The organism is Bhargavaea massiliensis, from assembly GCF_018390575.1.
Taxonomy (GTDB): domain Bacteria; phylum Bacillota; class Bacilli; order Bacillales_A; family Planococcaceae; genus Bhargavaea; species Bhargavaea massiliensis.
The window spans coordinates 347,300-364,290 of sequence record NZ_JAHBCJ010000001.1 but is presented as its reverse complement, the minus strand read 5'-3'; the positions used below and the strand labels follow the sequence as shown (position 1 = coordinate 364,290).

Sequence of the window (16,991 nt, the reverse complement as noted above, 5' to 3'; positions counted from 1 at the left end):
CACCCCATCAGGAAGGGGAAGAGGCTTTATTGGATCCGAGCGTGACCGGAATCTCCGTCTTTTTGCCCTCGCGGTAGACGGTGAACACGGCCTGGTCGCCGACTTCAAGCTCGGAGTAGAGGTAGCGGCGGAGTGCCTGGCCGTCCTCAATCTCCTCGCCGTCGATGGCGGTGATGACGTCGCCTTCCTTGATGCCGCCCTTTGCCGCAGCACCCTCGGGATCTACGCCGGCAATATAGACGCCCTTGGAAATGTCGTTCGGCAGGCCGTCGAGTTCACCACGCGGAATCTGGGCCACGTCATACATCGAGATGCCGGCGTAAGGACGCTCGACCTGGCCGGATTCCATCATTTCCTCGACGAGCGGCACGACGTCATTCGACGGGATGGCGAATCCGAGGCCTTCGACACCGGAGCCGCCGATCTTCAGGCTGTTGATGCCGATCACTTCGCCGTTCATGTTGACGAGCGCGCCGCCGGAATTCCCCTGGTTGATGGCGGCATCGGTCTGGATGACGTTCATCTCCCATTCACCGGCGGATGTGTCGACACTGATCGAGCGGTCGGGCGCACTTACGATCCCTTCTGTCACGGAGCGGGACAGCTCTAAGCCGAGCGGGTTCCCGATCGCGACGACCGAGTCACCGGCGCGCAGTGCATCCGAGTCGCCGAATGCAAGCGGTTCGGCATCCACAAGCTTCGCGTCGACCCGGACGACTGCAAGATCGCTCAAAGCGTCTGCACCGACGAGTTCGGCTTCCGCCCGCTCACCGTTTTCCAGAGACACTTCAAGCTTCGACGCCCCCTCGACAACGTGATTGTTCGTCACGATATAAGCGGATTCGCCGTCTTTCTTGAATACGACACCCGAGCCTGTGCCGGCAGGGATCGACTGGCCGCTGCCGGAGCCGCCGAACGGATTACGCTGCTGTTGCTGCTGGTAGTTCACGATGCCGACGATCGAGCCGGACACTTGCTCGACCATGTCGGCAAGCGATCCGTCCGTCGACACTTTCGTCACTTCGCCCGCAGACTGCTGCTGCGACTCCGACTGCACGCCGCTCTCAGCCGGCGCATTCGTCTCGCCGGGGTCCCCATTCAGAAGCGGGACGGCAATGGCGAGCGTCAGCACGGAACCCGCGACTCCGCCGCCGATCGCCTGAAGCCAGCCGGCGCCGCCGCGCTTTTTTTTCTCCCGGTCACCGCGCGCCGGAACAGGGGCGGGTTGTTCTGCCGCCCCAGGCATGTCGGAACGATAAGCCTCCTCACGCGTTTCCCCCGGGGATGCCTCCGTACGGAACGCTGCCGGTTCGGTCAGGTGTTCAGTGTCTACGTGATCGGGCACGCCGTCCTCTCCGTGCTGCCACTCCTGTTCACGAATGTCCGGCTCTGCCGGGCCCTGGTTGTGTTCGTTTATGGAATTATGCTGATCGCCGGGTTCCCGGCCATTTTGATGATACGTCATCTGCACTTCCTCCTTGCTTCTGTTGTCTTCATTTTAAGGGACAGATATGAACAAACTATTAACAATGCTCAAATTCGGTTTCCACCGCTTCCCGCGCGCCCCTCTCGGGTATAATAAAAACACGACCACGGAACGGAAGGATGTTGCACATGGAAATCACGGGATACACGGCCGAACTTCTGAACGACCCGACCGGAATCATTGAAGGGGAACGCTATGAGTTCTTCCTGGAACTCGATCTTGATGAAGAGGACGAGCTATACACGGAAGGCGGCGTGAAACTCCGCGTTCTCTTCGCCGTACACGACGGCCGCGAATGGATCGCAAACTACGACTTCATCGAAGCCGCCACCGGCAAGCCGATGGGTTTTGCACTTGAAGAAGACGAGGAACAAGAGGTCCTCGAGTATTGCCGTAATAATAAAGACGCATGACGCCGCGGACCGGATGCACCGGTCCGTTTTTTCATGGATTCAGCACTTATTCTTCCCTTCACTTAATAAAGCAAACAACCGCAAATTTTAGAGCAATCTCCTTTCTAAAAGGACAGAATTTTCGTATAATGATAGCAGGAAAGGTTGTCTGTCTCCAAGTCTCTCTGGCTCATTAAAAGTAAGGAGGGATTCACATGGTAAGGCATCCAAACGGCAAGCCGAACCTGACCGGCTCACAGCCCGGTGACTACGAAGAAGTCCTCAACATGATTGATGAGGGCGGACCAGTCCATACAATCCGCGAGGAACGGGACTTCCGGCTGGAGAACGGCTTCGGCGAAGAAGAACTCAGGAACATCACGTATCAGTAAACGAGCGAACAGCGCCCCCTGCATCATGCGGGAGGGCGCTGTTCATTGTTTAAAAATATGATTAGTTATTGCAGATCATCAGCACATTGCCGTCCGGATCCCGGAAATTAAAATAGCAAAAGTCGCCGATCCTCTCAATCTCTCTTGCGATCGGAATGTCATTTTCCCGAATGAACCGGTAAGCCTCGTCGACATCCTCGGCATAAAAGTTAAACAGCACGTGATCAGACGGCTGTAGGCTAAATCCCGAATCGAACGTGTGGTCATCCAGTGTCAGGCCAACTTTAGAGGTAACAGGGACATTGTAAACAGGCGACTCAACATCCCGTTCATCAAACGGAAGCCCGAGCAAGCGGCTGTACCAAGCTGCAGATTTCTTGAGGTCGCTGACGTGAACAAACACATTATTGACCTTGCCGGCAATCGGAGAAGCAGTTGAATTCATCAGCATCCACCTTTCAGTGAGGTCTAATCTTAGCCTTCTATAAAGCGGATGGAATTCCTTTATATTTACCAACAAAAAAACACCCCTTGGGCGGTGGTGTGGCTTAATCGTCGTTATCATCTTCAATCCCATCACTCCTGATGGAATTAGGTTGGGGGAATTTGAGAGATTTTATTCCCAAAGGACAGTCTAGGCTCTATATGAGAAGATATGGGCGTTGATAGATATGATAAAATGTAAATAACATGGAAACGGAGTGTGAATGTTGTTGAATAAGAAGAATATTCATGTCGTAGGAGCAGTCATTTGGCAGGATGGTAAAATTCTTTGTGCTCAACGAGGAGCTACCAAAACCCTTGCGTATAAGTGGGAATTTCCTGGCGGAAAAATTGAACAGGGGGAAACACCGGAAGCAGCCCTTAAACGCGAAATTCTCGAAGAAATGAACTGTGAGATTGTAGTTGGCGAGAGAGTCGAACACACAGTATATGAATATGAGTTTGGCATTGTGCATTTGACCACGTTCCATTGTGCGTTGGTGAGTGGTAATTTGACCTTAACAGAACACATAGATGTTAAATGGCTTGAACCGGAAAACTTACATACACTTGATTGGGCTCCTGCAGATATTCCAGCTATTGAGAAACTATCACAATCGGTTACACCATAATTTTGAGGTGGTTCTATGAGTTTTATTGGGAATTTAAAAGGGTCTCTAGCAAAGGGGTTTATCGATAAGGAAATACATGCTGTTGAGCGTTTTAAACCTCGTCTAGTAACTAACGACGTAGAGAAAAGAGAAACTGTATTAAGCACAATCATAGAAGAATTAGATCAATGTGGGTCATTCTTTTTTTCGGTCGCTTTCATAACTGAAAGTGGATTAGCAACGCTAAAGTCCCATTTATATGATTTACATTTAAAGGGGATAAAAGGCAGGATCCTTACCTCTACATTTTTGAACTTTAATCAACCTAAAGCATTTAGGGAACTACAAAAGCTCAACAATGTGGAAGTGCGTTTAGCGAACGTAGAAGGGTTCCATTCAAAAGGTTATATTTTCTCGCATAAGCATTACACTTCACTCATTGTTGGAAGCTCTAACTTAACGGCTCATGCGTTGAAAGTAAACCATGAATGGAACGTTAAACTGACTTCACATGATAACGGGGACATCATTCATCACTTTAAGCAACAATTTGAAGAAGTATGGAATAAAGCCCAGCCGCTCAATGAGGAATGGATTAATCAATATGAGTCCAATTATCAACCTGAGGTGTCCAATAGCACATTAAAGGTTTCTGAATTGCCTTCTCACTACGGGAAGAACAGTTTGCAAGAAGCTTTGGAAATTGAACCTAACTCAATGCAGAAAGCTGCACTTAAAGAAATTGAGGCGGTACGTGAAGAAGGGCATCAACGGGCATTAGTCATTTCTGCAACGGGAACCGGGAAAACCTACCTGTCTGCTTTTGACGTACGACGGTTTAGACCTAGAAGGATATTATTTATTGTTCACCGGGAACAGATTCTTAGAAAGGCTCAAGAAGACTACAAACGTATTCTTGGAGGGACAGATGATGACTTTGGAATTCTAGGAGGCTCCCATCGAGAACACGACAAGAAATATCTTTTTGCAACGATCCAGACCATCTCCAAACAAGAGAAACTTCAACAGTTTGACCCAGAAGAATTTGATTATATTCTTATCGATGAAGTCCATAAAGCAGGGGCACCCTCTTACTTAAGGGTAATCGATTACTTCCAACCAAAGTTTCTTTTGGGAATGACGGCAACCCCTGAACGCACTGACGATTTTAATATCTTCGAGCTGTTCAATTACAATATCGCTTATGAAATAAGACTTCAGGAAGCTTTGGAAGAAGATATGCTTTGTCCCTTCCATTATTTTGGCGTTAGTGATGTTTATATTGAAGACGAAGTATATGATTCTGGAGAGATTTTATCAAAGTTGACAGCAGCAGACCGTGTTGACCATCTAGTGGAAAAGATTGAGTACTATGGGCATTCAGGAGATGCGATAAGAGGCTTGATGTTTTGTAGTAGAAAAGATGAGGCGAGAGAGCTATCAACTTTGTTAAACAGCCGCGGTTATCGAACAGTCGCTTTGACGGGTGATGACGATCAAGAAGTTCGGCTTCAACAAGTTCAAAGATTGGAAAATGGAGAGATCGAGTACATCTTAACTGTTGATATTTTCAACGAAGGTATTGATATCCCAAGTGTGAATCAGGTCGTCATGCTTCGTCAAACCCAATCAAGTATTATTTTTGTCCAGCAACTAGGTCGTGGCTTGAGGAAGCATGACAGCAAAGAATTTGTTACCGTCATTGATTTTATTGGAAACTATAAAAATAACTATCTCATTCCTGTTGCATTATCTGGTGACAACAGCCAAAACAAAGATAACATTCGAAGACATATGACTGATACTAGCTATGTAACTGGTACGTCTACGGTAAACTTTGAAGCCGTTGCAAAGGAACGGATATACAAATCAATCAACAGTAGTAATCTCACGACTTTAAAAATCATGAGAGAAGCTTATATTCACCTCAAGAACAGGGTTGGGCGAATTCCGAGGTTATTTGATTTTGTAATCAATCACTCAATTGACCCGGTTACACTTGTAAAGAAATATTCTACCTACTATCAATTTCTTTTAAGGTTAAAGGAAGTTGAACCATTTTTGAGTAAGTATGAGGAACAAGTTCTAGCAATGCTATCTAATGAAATTTTAGATGGGAAAAGACAACATGAGCTGATTTTACTTGATCAGTTGATCAAGTGTGGTTCTATCTCAGAATCATCATACAAGGCAATTCTAGAACACAGTGAATTAGAAACAGATGAAGAAACGATGACCTCGCTTAAACGGATCTTTGACTTAACTTATTTCACAGTGACGGCTCGAAAAAAGTACGGGGAAATACCAGTTGTTGAATTGGATGAGAAAGATCAGTTTCGGTTTAATTCGCGAATCTCAGAAAGACTATCATCCAATAGCCGGTTCTTGGAACTAATCGAAGATGTTTTGCTAACAGGCCTCGAGCTATCTAAGCGTTACAATACGAAACAACCATTTACGCTTTATGAAAAGTATACACGCAAAGATACCTGCAGACTTTTAAACTGGCAGAATGATGAAAGTGCTGCAATCTTCGGTTACAAAGTCAAACATGGGGATTGCCCGATATTTATTACCTATCATAAACATGATGATGTTGAAGCAAGTATCAATTATGGCGACGAATTAGTAAGTGCAGATGTTTTGAAATGGTATACAAGAAGCAATCGAACAGTTCAATCGAATGAAGTTAAACAAATTATTGAAGCCCAGGAAAGGGATATTGATATTCACATCTTCGTTAAGAAGGACGATGATGAGGGAACCGATTTTTATTACTTAGGAAAAGCTCTTCCTGATCAAAGTTCTGTTGAGCAGACATCGATGCTTGATAAAAACGGAAGGACTCTACCAGTCGTAACGATGAATTTGCTTTTAGAAAATGAAGTAGAGCATCCACTCTTTATGTATTTAACTGGTGCAGAAGATAACTATGCTGCTGGTCAAGTTCAATAATATTGGTGGCATAGGGGGGAACATCCATTGACCAAACCAAAACTAACCTTGATGGAGGCCTATATGGTCGAATCGCTCCGCAGCAAAGGAGTGTCAAACGAAGAAATCATCACTCTTGTCGAGAAGGAGAATGCCGGACGGCTAAAAGAGCTTGAACCGCGGTTTAATTACAGCGAGCTAGTGAAGGCTGCGCGAAAGGATCTGGCGGTGTTCCGGTCGGCTCTCTTTGACGGCTATGAAGTGAAATTCGTGACGTTCAACGGGTTAAAGAACCTGCTCCGAATGCGGTTCGGCAAAGAAGAGGAACGGGATTATTCGCTGATGGAGACGGGGATTCAGGGACTCCGGCTCTCCCCGCAAGATCTGGAGCAGTTTAACGACATGCTGTCCTCAAATTGGCTGGTGACAAGCGATGGTTCCGGAGCGGTTACAGTGGAACTGAACATGCCGGCTGTGGCCAAGTCATCCACAGGTGAATAACATGCCAATCCATCGTGAAGATATCCCCAAGTGGATAGCTGAAAAGATACCCGGAACGATCCACAGTGTGGACAGTTTGCCCGAGGGCGGGACGTCGGAAGTGGCCCTGTTGACAACGGATACGGGGAAGTTTGTACTCAAGCGCTCGAAGGAGCCGCCATTTGATGAGTGGCTCAAGCGGGAGGCTGAGGTGTTGAAATCTCTGTCGGGAACCGGTTTGCCGGTGCCCCGGCTGATTGCCTTTCTGGAAGAACCGGTCTGCAGCTGGGCTTTGATGTCGTTTATTGAGGGAGAGACAGTGCGCAGTGCGTTAAGACGGACGACTGATCCCGGCGGACGCCTGCAGATTATCCAGGCATTTGCAGAGACACTCAGAATGATTCATCAGACGCCAGTGCCAGCTGATCTTAAGCAGGGCCGTCCCTGAATTGAGCGCATGCTGGAAGAGGCGGAGGACAACCTTCATCGTTATGAGACGGCCGGCTCGCCTGAGCTGATGGAGCGCTTAAAGAAAGGGCGTCCTGCGATCACGTGGGAGTGCCTGATTCATGGTGACTGCACGGTCGATAACGTTATGGTGAAAGACAACCGGCTGACCGGCATCATTGACTGGAGCGGAGGTACGTCGGGGGACCCGGATTACGATATTGCGCTGGCTGTCCGGCCGAAGTCGGGTATTTTCAGCTGGCCCGAGGACCATGAATTCTTTTTTGCATGTTATGGAAAAAGCATTTCTTCGGAAACGTACCAGTATTATGCAGAAGGGCTATACGAATTCTATTGACGGGGGATGAAAATGGGGATCACGTTTTGGCTGAAGCTGTTCGGAAGCGCGATGGTCATTGTCGGAATCATTGCCGGGATCGGGACGGCTGATGCAGGTGGGGGGCCTGAGAGTGGGCTGGTTAATCTAATGGTCGCCTTGAGCGTGCTCGTGATCATCGTCTCAATCGGTATTCTGATGCACGGCATGGCTGCGGTTCTGGAGCGTTTGGATGAAAAGGGGGAGGCACATGAACATTCGGCAGACCACACAGAGTGACGCCCGGGTTGCCGCGGAACTGGCACTGCTACTCTGGCCGGACCATACTGTGGAGGAGCTGGAAAGGGAGTTTTCGGAGCTGATCGGAGACCCGGAAGCGGCGGTTTTCCTCGCGTTTAACGGAACGGAGCCTGTCGGTTTCTCACAGGTCCAGCTCCGGCACGACTATGTCGAGGGCACGTCGACCTCCCCGGTCGGTTACCTGGAAGGACTGTATGTCAAAGAGGCCTACAGACAGGATGGACTTGCCCGTGAGCTCGTGGGGCGTGCAGAACAGTGGGCGAGGGAAAAAGGCTGCGGCGAGTTCGCGAGTGATTGTGAGCTGGATAATGAAATCAGCCTGCAGGTCCATCTCGCCCTCGGCTTTAACGAAGCCAATCGGAGACGACCACTGATGGTCAAGCAAGTCTATGTCATCCGGCATTGCGCCGCAGAAGGGCAGGAGCGGGACGCCCCGCTGACTCGGGCAGGGCATGCACAGGCCGAGCAGCTTGCAGAACACTTGATGGATCTTGGAATCGGATCGGTGATTTCAAGTCCGTTTCTGCGTGCCCGTCAGTCGATCCGGCCTTTTCTGGATCGGAGCGGGCTTTCTTTCTCTACGGATGACCGGCTTACGGAAAGAGTGCTGAGTGCCGCTCCGATGGATGACTGGATGGAGAAGCTGAAGCATTCTTTCGCGGATCCGGACGTTTCATTTGAGGGAGGAGAATCCGGAAAGGAAGCTGCGACGAGAGTGCGTTCCGTGCTCGACGAGCTTCCCGAAGGTTCATGCACCGCACTTGTCACGCACGGGAATCTTGTGGCACTGCTGATCAATGATTTCGACCGGCAGTTTGGATTTGAGCAGTGGAGACGGCTAACAAACCCGGATGTATACCGGATTTCGATTGGGAGCAAACTGGATATCCAGCGGACCTGGCAGGAGGAATGACGAATTTTCGGCTTCCTCCTTTTTACTTTCACAAGAAAACCGTCCGAAAAACGGGTATACTTGGTTAAGTGTTCAAAGCAATTATTTGAGGTGATTCGGTGTATAAATTATTGTCCCACAACGACCTGGACGGCATCGGCTGCGGCATCGTGGCGAAGCTGGCGTTCGGGGACGATGTGAACGTGCGATACAATTCCGTACAGATGCTGGACCGCGAAGTGGAGCGGTTCCTGGGAGAAGGAAATACCGGCACGGAACTGATCATCACCGATTTGTCGGTGGATGAGGAAAACGAAACCCGGATCGAGGAATTCATCAAAAAAGGCGGCAAAGTGACGCTGATCGATCATCATAAGACAGCGCTTCATCTGAACGAATACGAATGGGGCAACGTCACGGTCGAGCAGGAGGACGGCAAGCTGACATCGGCCACATCGCTCCTCTATGCTTACCTGATTGACAAGGGCTTCCTGGAGTCTACTCGTGCTGCGGACGAGTTCGTTGAGCTTGTGCGGCAGTACGATACATGGGAATGGGAGAAAAACGGCAACGACAAGGCACGCCGCCTGAATGCGCTGTTCTTCATGGTCTCGTTCGACGAGTTCGAGTCGAAGATGCTGGAGCGGATTCAGTCTGATGCCCCGTTCCAGTTTGACCCGTTTGAGAAGCAGCTGCTCGACATGGAAGATGACAAGATGGCGCGCTACATCCGCAAAAAGCGCCGTGAAATGGTACAGCTCGAGCACGACGGCCTTTACGCCGGCGTCGTGCATGCCGAGTCGTACCATTCTGAGCTCGGCAATGAGCTCGGAAAGGAAAATCCGCATCTTGACTACATTGTGATCCTGAACATGGGCGGCCGCAAAGTATCGTTCCGCACCGTTCATGACGATGTCGATGTATCGGAAGTGGCGGGCACGTTCGGCGGCGGCGGTCATGCCAAGGCGAGCGGCGCCTCAATGTCGAAAGAGGCATTTGCTTCCTACGTGGAAGCGGCGTTCCAGAAAGACCCGCTCCGCGAAGACGCCCGCCATACCCGCTACAACCTCAAAGAATCGCCGTTCGGCACAATCTACCGCGCACCGGAAGGCGACCTGTACTTTGTCCATCCGGTTGAAGATGGCCGCTGGGGGATCGAGCGCAACGGCCGGACACAGGACGAGACCTTTGAAACGTTCCGGGACGCTGAGACGTTCCTGAAGCGCGAGAGAAGCGTCTGGCTGCTGAATGACGACCAGTTCGTCAAGTTCCTGCTTGACCGTCTCAAAAAAGCTGAAGCGGATTCCTGATTCGGAAAAGATAAGACGAAAAGCTCCCTCCATGCAAACTGGCGATCATCAGGATCCCGGCTGTGGAGGGAGTTTTATTATGTAGCCCATAAGAGTTTTCAGAAGAGTAAAAAGTCATTCTCGTTTTTCGATATAATAGGTGAAAGGAGGGATGGGGATGCAGGAATTAGTCGGAAGGTGCCGGGAGTGCGGAAAGGAAATATATTGCCTGGACGGCTTCTTGAATGGGGTCTCTGAGAACGGGCGACTGCTCTGTTTTGACTGTTCGGAGCGGGATGACCGTTCTGCCGAACCGCAACCCGGGACATGAAGGGCTTAGAAGAAATCATCAGGCCGAAGTCACTCCAGACGCGGCTGTTCCTGTACGGCGCGCTTTTTGTCTCATTGCTTGCCATTCTCATCGGCGTCCTCTTTTACTTCACCATGACGCAAGGGATTGAGCAGCAGGTCGGGAGGCGGGCGCTGAATATCGCCGTGACGACGGCTGACAGGCCGGATGTCCGGCAAGGGTTCTTTGCAGAGGATCCGACAGAAGTGCTGCAGCCGATTGCCGAAACCGTCCGCAAACAGACGGGGGCAGAGTATGTCGTCATCGGAAACACCGAAGGCATCCGTTATGCCCACCCGGTTCCGGACCGGATCGGCAAGAAGATGGTGGGGGATGACAATGAACGGGCCCTCTTAAATGGGGAGTCCTACATATCCGAAGCTGTCGGTTCACTCGGTCCCGCCCTGCGGGGCAAGACACCGGTCACGGACGGAGAGGGCAACATTATTGGCGTCGTCTCGGTCGGCTTCCTGAAAACCGATCTGTCATCCATCTTTTTCGACTACATCGACAACATTGCCTATATTGTCCTGGCGTCCATTCTTCTTGGTGTTGCCGGCTCGGGCTTATTGTCGAGGAGCATCAAGAAAGAACTGTTCGGACTTGAACCCGCGGAGATTGCCCGCCACTTCACGGAGCGCAGTGTGCTGATTGAATCCGTACGGGAAGCGATCATCATGGTCAATTCGGAGGGAGATATCACGATGGCCAACTCGGCCGCCCGTGATGTCCTGGCCCTGCCGGAGGATGAGGATCTGGCAGGGTGCCCCATACAGGATGTGTTGCCCAATACACTCCTTCCCCGCGTCATGGAAACAGGAGAAAAGATGCTCGACCGTCCGATGGAAATCCACGGCAAGAAGGCGGTCGTGAACAGGATTCCGATCCGGGTGGACGGCCGGATTGTCGGGGCAGTCTCCAGCTTCCGCCTGCAGTCAGACATCGACCGGCTGACGGAGGAACTGTCACAGGTCAAACAGTATACGGAGGCATTGCGAGCCCAGACGCATGAGTACCACAACTTTCTTTATACGATCTCCGGTCTGATCCAGCTGAACTCGCTGGACGAGGCGCTGAGTCTTATCCACGAAGAGACCGAGGCGCATCAGTCGCTGATCAGTTTCGTTATGGAGCGGCTGCAGGACCCCTTCCTCGGGGGAATTGTCATCGGTCTCTTTAATAGGGCCAAGGAGCTGAAGGTGCAGTTGGTTCTCGACGAAGACAGTGCCATGGGGGAACTGCCGGAACATCTCGAGAAAAGCTTTTTCGTATCGATCCTCGGAAATCTGGTGACGAATGCTTTCGAGGCCGTGGAAAAGAATCCCGAGTCCGCCAGGGTGGTCCGGATTTTCATTTTGGACAACGGCAGCGAGATTCTCATAGAAGTGGAAGACTCGGGACCGGGAATTACGGAAGAAGTGGAAATTACGCTTTTCAGGGAGCGGATATCCACCAAATCAGGATCGGACCGGGGTTACGGACTGGTGACAGTCGCCAATTACGTCAGCGAACTCGGAGGCAATCTCTATTACGAGACAGGCGACCTTGGCGGCGCCATGTTCATCATTTCCATCCCGAAAGGAGGATAAATTCATGCATGAGACCATTGAAGTTCTGATTATTGAAGATGATCAGCGGATTGCCGACATCCATCGCCGGTTCATCGACAAGATTGGAGGCTTCACGGTCGTGGGGTCAGCAAATACCGGGGCAGAGGCGAAGGACTGGATTGAAGCTCTGCAGCCGGATCTCGTCCTTCTGGATGTTTATCTCCCGGACATGCTCGGCACAGAACTCATTTCTTATATTCATGAGCATAGCGGCGACTCGGATATTATCGTCATCACGGCGGCTGCGGAAGCAGAGATTGTCAAAAAGGCGTTCCGCGGAGGGGTGGCGGATTACATATTGAAACCCCTGACACTGGACCGTTTCAGGGAAAGCCTGCTTTCCTACAGAGTGAAGCGGGAGGCGTTCGCCGGGGAAGGCAAATTGCCGGAAGGATCTATCCGCTTGTTGTGGAATAAGGCCGATGCAGCCTCTGCAGAACCAGCGGCAACTCCAAAAGGCATCGATCCGATCACGATGGAAAAGATCACCGGATTTCTGGACACTGCCGAAGAGGGGATGACGGCAGAGAAGATTGGCCGGGAAATCGGCGTCAGCAGATCCACGGCAAGACGCTATCTGGAATATCTCGTGACGGAAAAAAAGGCGGGTGCCGAACTTATCTACGGGATGATCGGGCGTCCGGAAAGAAGATACTTCCTGAAAAAGCCGTGAACAAAACGAACAAAAAGACGAAAAGGTTTTTAAGTACATTTTAAGCTCATAAACATTGAATAGGTCAAAGGTTCTGATAAATTTTAGACAGCGCTTTCATGCGCTGTCTTTTTATATTGATCGAAGGGGATGAAAGCGATATGTGGAAAAAACTATCGGCTGTCTTATTGGCAGGATCGTTGGCTTTGAGCCTAGCAGCATGTTCTGAGGGGGATAACGCAGAGGCGGACAAGAGTTCCAATTATCCGGAGCGCAACATTACAATCGTAGCGCCGTCGGGTGCCGGCGGCGGATGGGATCTGACCGCCCGGGCAATCGCAAAAACGATGAATGACACAGATCTGGTCGAAAAGGCGATTACCGTGGAGAACAAGCCTGGAGGGGGCGGCGCAGTCTACATGGCAGATTTCGCAACGAAAGAAGCGAAAAACGACTACGCGCTGATGGTCAAATCTCCACCCATTCTCATCAACAACAACAAAGCGGAAGGCAACAGCCCTTACGGCTATAAAGACACACGTCCGCTTGCACAGCTGACACGTGATTACGGGGCGATCGTTGTCCGTGAGGATTCGGAGTTCAAGACGCTGAAAGACGTTCTGGAAGCGATCAAGGCTGATCCTAAGAAAGTGACTCTGGCCGGCGGATCGGCACCTGGCTCCATGGACCATCTGGTTGGTGTTCTTCCTGCATTCGAATATGGCATTGATCCGCAATCGGTCAAATACGTTTCCTATGACGGCGGAGGCGAAGCGGTAGCCGCCCTGCTCGGCAATAACGCAGACGTCATCGCGACCGATGCTTCCACCATCGCGGAATATGTGAAGGCTGGAGATGTGCGCGTGCTTGCAGTCAGCTCGACAGAGAGACTTGACGGGGAGCTGAAGGACGTCCCTACATTCAAGGAAGAGGGCATTGATGCTGAGTTCACGATCTGGCGCGGAATTTTCGCCCCGAAGGAAATGTCTGATGAGGCATTCGACTACTGGTCCATCAAGCTTGCAGAAATGGCTGAAACGGAAGAGTGGCAAGCTGAACTCGAACGGAACGGCTGGGAAAGCGAATACCATAACGCCGAAGAGTTCACAACCTACCTGGAAGAGCAAGAGCAGGTCATTGTTGAATTGCTGACGGCGCTCGGCATGGAAAAATAAAAGTAGGGGGCGGCTCGGCTCAACCGGCCGTCCTTTTATGTTAGAGAGGTGTAAAAAATATGAGCAAAACGTTCGACCGCTATGCGGGCATTATCTTTTTGGTGATCGGTCTGGTATTTGTGATGGAAGCGAGGAAAATTTCTCATAGCGCCTACGGATCCAGCGTGGGTCCGGATATTTTCCCGACAGGGCTCGGCATCCTGCTGATCCTGCTCAGTGCGCGGCTGATCTATGAAACATTCAAATACAAAGGGGAAGAAGGCAAAAAAGAGCCTGTCCAATACAAGCGGTTCCTGGTGATCTTCCTCAGTGCCGTGGCCTATGCCTTTCTACTTGAAAAGCTCGGCTACGTAGCCTCCACTTTCCTGTTCCTGATTGTCGCCTTCCAGGCGATGGAACGGGGAAGCTGGATAAAGACCCTGATCATCGCGGCTGTTTTTTCTTTCGGTGTTTACTATTTCTTCTCGGAACTGCTCGGCGGCGCGCTGCCGGGATTCCCGGGACTTTAAGGAGGAGGGAACGGAATGGATACATTGCAATTTCTGGCTGACGGCTTCAGCGTCGCGTTCCAATGGCATAATCTCCTCTTCGCGTTTATCGGTGTCCTCATTGGGACCGCAGTAGGGGTCCTGCCGGGAATCGGTCCGATGAGCGGCGTCGCCCTCCTCATACCGGTTACGGCGACCATGACTTCAGGCCTCCCGACGGATGCTGCCGCCGCAAGCTCCATCATTTTGCTGGCCGGGGTGTACTACGGGGCCATGTACGGCGGGTCGACCACGTCCATCCTGCTGAATACGCCGGGGGAATCTTCCTCCGTCGTGACGACGCTGGACGGGTATCAGATGGCCAAGCAGGGACGTGCGGGAGCCGCTCTGTCGATTGCGGCAATCGGATCATTTGTAGCGGGCATTATCTCCCTGCTCGGACTGGTCCTGCTGGCCGAGCCGCTGTCCAATGTGGCGCTGAAGTTCGGGCCCGCCGAGTACTTCTCTCTGATGCTGCTCGGACTTGCCGCGGTCAGTGGGCTGGCAGGCAAGTCGATGACAAAGGCCTTGATGATGACGGTCTTCGGCCTGATGCTCGGAACAGTCGGGATCGATGCTGTATCCGGCATTGCGCGTTTTACATACAACATGCCGATCCTTTATTCAGGCTTTGAGTTCTTGACGATCGCAGTTGGCCTTTTTGCGCTCGGTGAGGTGTTCAAGACAATTCTTGAACGGGACGGGGCAGACGGCGCCATCGCCAAAATCCATCGCATCTTGCCGACCAAGCAGGATATGAAGGACAGTTCGGTTCCGATTGTGCGCAGCTCGCTTCTGGGCTTTTTCATCGGCGTACTGCCCGGGGCGGGCGCAACGCTCGCGTCGTTCTTCTCCTACATCACGGAGAAGAAGTTCAGCAAGCATCCGGAGAAATTCGGAAAAGGCGCCATCGCAGGGGTGGCAGGACCGGAGTCAGCAAACAACGCCGCTTCAGGCGGTGCCATGATTCCCTTGCTGACACTCGGCATTCCGGGTTCCGGGACGACTGCCATCTTGATGGGTGCACTGATTATGTACAACATCCAGCCGGGGCCGCTGCTCTTTGATGAGCACCCGGAAGTGGCCTGGGGCCTCATTGCAAGTATGTTCATCGGCAACCTGATGCTTCTGGCGCTCAACATGCCACTCGTCCGCGTGTTCGCCAAGGTAATCCAGACGCCCAAGAAGTACTTGCTCCCGATTATCGTGGCCATCTCGTTCTTCGGTGTCTACGCGGTCCAGTACACTACATTTGATTTATATCTGCTGCTTGCTTTCGGTATCTTCGGCTATCTGCTGACGAAAAACGATTTCCCTGTTGCTCCGCTTGTTCTGGCCCTTGTGCTCGGGCCGATGATCGAGAACAACATGAGGAGGGCGCTCACTATTTCAAATGGCGATTTCTCGATCTTCGTCACGAAGCCGTTGTCCCTCGTCTTCCTGATTGCGGCGGCGGCATGGCTTCTCATCCCACTAATCCTCAAGATGAGAGGCAAGTCGGTCATTGTAAACGAAGAAGAGTGATCCAGATACTCATGAAACATAGAAAGCAGGAAGGGGGAGTTTTCCCTTCCTGCTTTCTCGTCATCTGTTACGGCGGGACCCCTCATCCACAGGTTGAGTCGAATTCTGAATAACTCTGTGGATAGGAACAAAATTGAAGAGTTATCAACAAGTGGATAAGGCGAATCAAACAGAAACCCGCCGGATGTGGCGGGTTTTGTGCATAACTATTGATGGTTTGGATTAAGAATCCCGAAAAGCAGGAGATCCTCATAACGGCCTTCTTTGAAGATATGGTCTTTCTGCGTGCCCTCATACGTCATCCCGCACTTTTCCATGACTTTGCCGGATGCCGGGTTGGACGCAAAGAACCTTGCATAGACCCTGTGAAAGTCTTTTCCAAGGAAAGCGAAGTCCAATACGGCTTTTGCAGCTTCGGTGGCATATCCTTGCCCCCAATATTCCTCTCCGATCCAGTAGCCGATTTCTCCGTGGCGGTGTGCCTGCTGGTGGGAAAGTCCGATGGCTCCGTAGAGCTTGCCGCTTTCCTTGTTCGTGATCGCGAACTCATACATCCGCCCAGAGGTAAAGCTTTCGTCATGCGTGGCGATCCACTCCAGCGCGCTCTCCAACGGATAGGGGTACGGCAGGTTCAGTGTGCTTTTATACAGGTTATAGTTGTCGCACAGCCGGCTGACTTCCGGTGCATCGGCTGCGGTGAAGCGGCGGAGCAGCAGGCGTTCTGTTTTTAATGTTGGACTGGTGGCAGGCTGGTTCATCGGATTCCTTCCTTCCCTTGGACAGTTGATTGAACTAATTGGACATCGACGGAGATTTTCCTTCTCGAATGGAGCTGGAAAAGGATATTGGGATTCACATCACTAATAAGGTTTAGGAGGAGGGAGCCGCTTGAAGAAACTTAGAAAGTCATCGGAGGACCGCGCGCTGGTCGGGGTGTGCGGGGGAATAGCGGAATTCACGGGTATCTCATCATTTGTCGTCAGACTGATTTTTCTCCTGACTGCCTCTGCTTCCATATGGGTTTATCTGCTCTTGAATTGGACAATGGAAGAGCCGTTCTTGCTGAGAAACAAAATTGGATAAACGAAAAAACCCGCCATTCCGGCGGGTT

17 protein-coding genes and 1 pseudogene are annotated in these 16,991 nt (G+C 51.2%); 15 read left to right on the top strand and 3 right to left on the bottom strand.

The window, feature by feature from the left end; all coding sequences use genetic code 11:
• Positions 1 to 7 precede the first annotated feature (7 nt).
• A complete protein-coding gene (locus KHA84_RS01955) occupies positions 8 to 1,465 on the bottom strand; it encodes a S1C family serine protease (RefSeq protein ID WP_236823047.1) in 1,458 nt (485 codons plus the stop codon).
• Between the two features lie 149 nt (positions 1,466 to 1,614).
• Between KHA84_RS01955 and KHA84_RS01950 the strand changes: the two genes are divergently transcribed.
• Positions 1,615 to 1,899 (top strand): DUF6509 family protein, encoded by a 285-nt coding sequence (locus tag KHA84_RS01950; RefSeq protein ID WP_213421708.1) that lies wholly within the window; start codon positions 1,615 to 1,617, stop codon positions 1,897 to 1,899.
• A gap of 194 nt (positions 1,900 to 2,093) precedes the next feature.
• Entirely contained in the window at positions 2,094 to 2,270 is a 177-nt protein-coding gene (locus tag KHA84_RS01945) for a hypothetical protein (RefSeq protein WP_213421706.1), read from the top strand.
• Between the two features lie 61 nt (positions 2,271 to 2,331).
• Here the strand turns inward: KHA84_RS01945 and KHA84_RS01940 are convergent, their stop codons facing one another.
• The gene (locus KHA84_RS01940) at positions 2,332 to 2,715 is read right to left on the bottom strand and encodes a VOC family protein (protein ID WP_213421704.1); all 384 of its coding nucleotides are present in this window, start codon (positions 2,713 to 2,715) and stop codon (positions 2,332 to 2,334) included.
• 268 nt (positions 2,716 to 2,983) lie between these two features.
• Here KHA84_RS01940 and KHA84_RS01935 point away from each other — a divergent pair, with 268 nt between their 5' ends.
• The 12 genes and pseudogenes from KHA84_RS01935 to KHA84_RS01870 all read left to right on the top strand — a co-directional run bounded on the left by KHA84_RS01935 (position 2,984) and on the right by KHA84_RS01870 (position 15,880).
• The gene (locus tag KHA84_RS01935) at positions 2,984 to 3,385 is read left to right on the top strand and encodes a (deoxy)nucleoside triphosphate pyrophosphohydrolase (RefSeq protein ID WP_236823082.1); all 402 of its coding nucleotides are present in this window, start codon (positions 2,984 to 2,986) and stop codon (positions 3,383 to 3,385) included.
• A 15-nt stretch (positions 3,386 to 3,400) separates the two neighbouring features.
• Entirely contained in the window at positions 3,401 to 6,319 is a 2,919-nt protein-coding gene (locus tag KHA84_RS01930; protein WP_213421700.1) for a DEAD/DEAH box helicase, read from the top strand.
• A gap of 27 nt (positions 6,320 to 6,346) precedes the next feature.
• Positions 6,347 to 6,799 (top strand): hypothetical protein, encoded by a 453-nt coding sequence (locus KHA84_RS01925; RefSeq protein WP_213421698.1) that lies wholly within the window; start codon positions 6,347 to 6,349, stop codon positions 6,797 to 6,799.
• Position 6,800: 1 nt separating this feature from the next.
• A pseudogene (locus KHA84_RS15345) lies at positions 6,801 to 7,583 on the top strand (phosphotransferase family protein).
• Positions 7,584 to 7,595: 12 nt separating this feature from the next.
• Positions 7,596 to 7,841, top strand: a complete 246-nt coding sequence (locus KHA84_RS01910; protein WP_213421691.1) for a hypothetical protein — start codon at positions 7,596 to 7,598, stop codon at positions 7,839 to 7,841.
• Positions 7,813 to 8,775, top strand: coding sequence for an aminoglycoside 6'-N-acetyltransferase (gene aac(6') / locus KHA84_RS15555; RefSeq protein ID WP_336511067.1), 963 nt, complete (start codon positions 7,813 to 7,815; stop codon positions 8,773 to 8,775). The genes KHA84_RS01910 and aac(6') overlap by 29 nt, the downstream gene beginning before the upstream one ends.
• A gap of 98 nt (positions 8,776 to 8,873) precedes the next feature.
• The gene (locus KHA84_RS01895; RefSeq protein ID WP_213421689.1) at positions 8,874 to 10,064 is read left to right on the top strand and encodes a DHH family phosphoesterase; all 1,191 of its coding nucleotides are present in this window, start codon (positions 8,874 to 8,876) and stop codon (positions 10,062 to 10,064) included.
• 306 nt (positions 10,065 to 10,370) lie between these two features.
• Positions 10,371 to 11,981: an ATP-binding protein gene (locus tag KHA84_RS01890; RefSeq protein ID WP_213421687.1), complete on the top strand. Its 1,611-nt coding sequence runs from the start codon at positions 10,371 to 10,373 to the stop codon at positions 11,979 to 11,981.
• 4 nt (positions 11,982 to 11,985) lie between these two features.
• Positions 11,986 to 12,675, top strand: a complete 690-nt coding sequence (locus tag KHA84_RS01885; protein WP_213421685.1) for a response regulator — start codon at positions 11,986 to 11,988, stop codon at positions 12,673 to 12,675.
• 140 nt (positions 12,676 to 12,815) lie between these two features.
• Positions 12,816 to 13,829, top strand: coding sequence for a tripartite tricarboxylate transporter substrate binding protein (locus KHA84_RS01880; RefSeq protein ID WP_157294666.1), 1,014 nt, complete (start codon positions 12,816 to 12,818; stop codon positions 13,827 to 13,829).
• A gap of 59 nt (positions 13,830 to 13,888) precedes the next feature.
• Positions 13,889 to 14,338 carry a tripartite tricarboxylate transporter TctB family protein gene (locus tag KHA84_RS01875; RefSeq protein ID WP_213421683.1) on the top strand — a complete coding sequence of 150 codons (450 nt, stop codon included), beginning with the start codon at positions 13,889 to 13,891 and terminating at the stop codon, positions 14,336 to 14,338.
• A gap of 15 nt (positions 14,339 to 14,353) precedes the next feature.
• Positions 14,354 to 15,880 (top strand): tripartite tricarboxylate transporter permease, encoded by a 1,527-nt coding sequence (locus KHA84_RS01870; protein ID WP_213421681.1) that lies wholly within the window; start codon positions 14,354 to 14,356, stop codon positions 15,878 to 15,880.
• Positions 15,881 to 16,086: 206 nt separating this feature from the next.
• Here KHA84_RS01870 and KHA84_RS01865 read toward each other — a convergent pair whose 3' ends face one another.
• On the bottom strand, positions 16,087 to 16,638 hold the full coding sequence (locus tag KHA84_RS01865) for a GNAT family N-acetyltransferase (RefSeq protein ID WP_213421679.1): 552 nt from the start codon (positions 16,636 to 16,638) through the stop codon (positions 16,087 to 16,089).
• A gap of 130 nt (positions 16,639 to 16,768) precedes the next feature.
• Here KHA84_RS01865 and KHA84_RS01860 point away from each other — a divergent pair, with 130 nt between their 5' ends.
• Positions 16,769 to 16,963, top strand: coding sequence for a PspC domain-containing protein (locus KHA84_RS01860; RefSeq protein WP_213421677.1), 195 nt, complete (start codon positions 16,769 to 16,771; stop codon positions 16,961 to 16,963).
• The last annotated feature ends 28 nt before the right edge of the window (positions 16,964 to 16,991 follow it).

Bases quoted from the DNA above. Each gene is read 5' to 3' on its own strand.
- KHA84_RS01880 (WP_157294666.1), top strand. From the start codon at position 12,816: ATGTGGAAAAAACTATCGGCTGTCTTATTGGCAGGATCGTTGGCTTTG.
- KHA84_RS01890 (WP_213421687.1), top strand. From the start codon at position 10,371: ATGAAGGGCTTAGAAGAAATCATCAGGCCGAAGTCACTCCAGACGCGG.
- KHA84_RS01950 (WP_213421708.1), top strand. From the start codon at position 1,615: ATGGAAATCACGGGATACACGGCCGAACTTCTGAACGACCCGACCGGA.
- KHA84_RS01910 (WP_213421691.1), top strand. From the start codon at position 7,596: ATGGGGATCACGTTTTGGCTGAAGCTGTTCGGAAGCGCGATGGTCATT.
- KHA84_RS01870 (WP_213421681.1), top strand. From the start codon at position 14,354: ATGGATACATTGCAATTTCTGGCTGACGGCTTCAGCGTCGCGTTCCAA.
- KHA84_RS01885 (WP_213421685.1), top strand. From the start codon at position 11,986: ATGCATGAGACCATTGAAGTTCTGATTATTGAAGATGATCAGCGGATT.
- KHA84_RS01955 (WP_236823047.1), bottom strand. From the start codon at position 1,465: ATGACGTATCATCAAAATGGCCGGGAACCCGGCGATCAGCATAATTCC.
- KHA84_RS01865 (WP_213421679.1), bottom strand. From the start codon at position 16,638: ATGAACCAGCCTGCCACCAGTCCAACATTAAAAACAGAACGCCTGCTG.
- KHA84_RS01875 (WP_213421683.1), top strand. From the start codon at position 13,889: ATGAGCAAAACGTTCGACCGCTATGCGGGCATTATCTTTTTGGTGATC.
- KHA84_RS01930 (WP_213421700.1), top strand. From the start codon at position 3,401: ATGAGTTTTATTGGGAATTTAAAAGGGTCTCTAGCAAAGGGGTTTATC.
- KHA84_RS01940 (WP_213421704.1), bottom strand. From the start codon at position 2,715: ATGAATTCAACTGCTTCTCCGATTGCCGGCAAGGTCAATAATGTGTTT.
- KHA84_RS01945 (WP_213421706.1), top strand. From the start codon at position 2,094: ATGGTAAGGCATCCAAACGGCAAGCCGAACCTGACCGGCTCACAGCCC.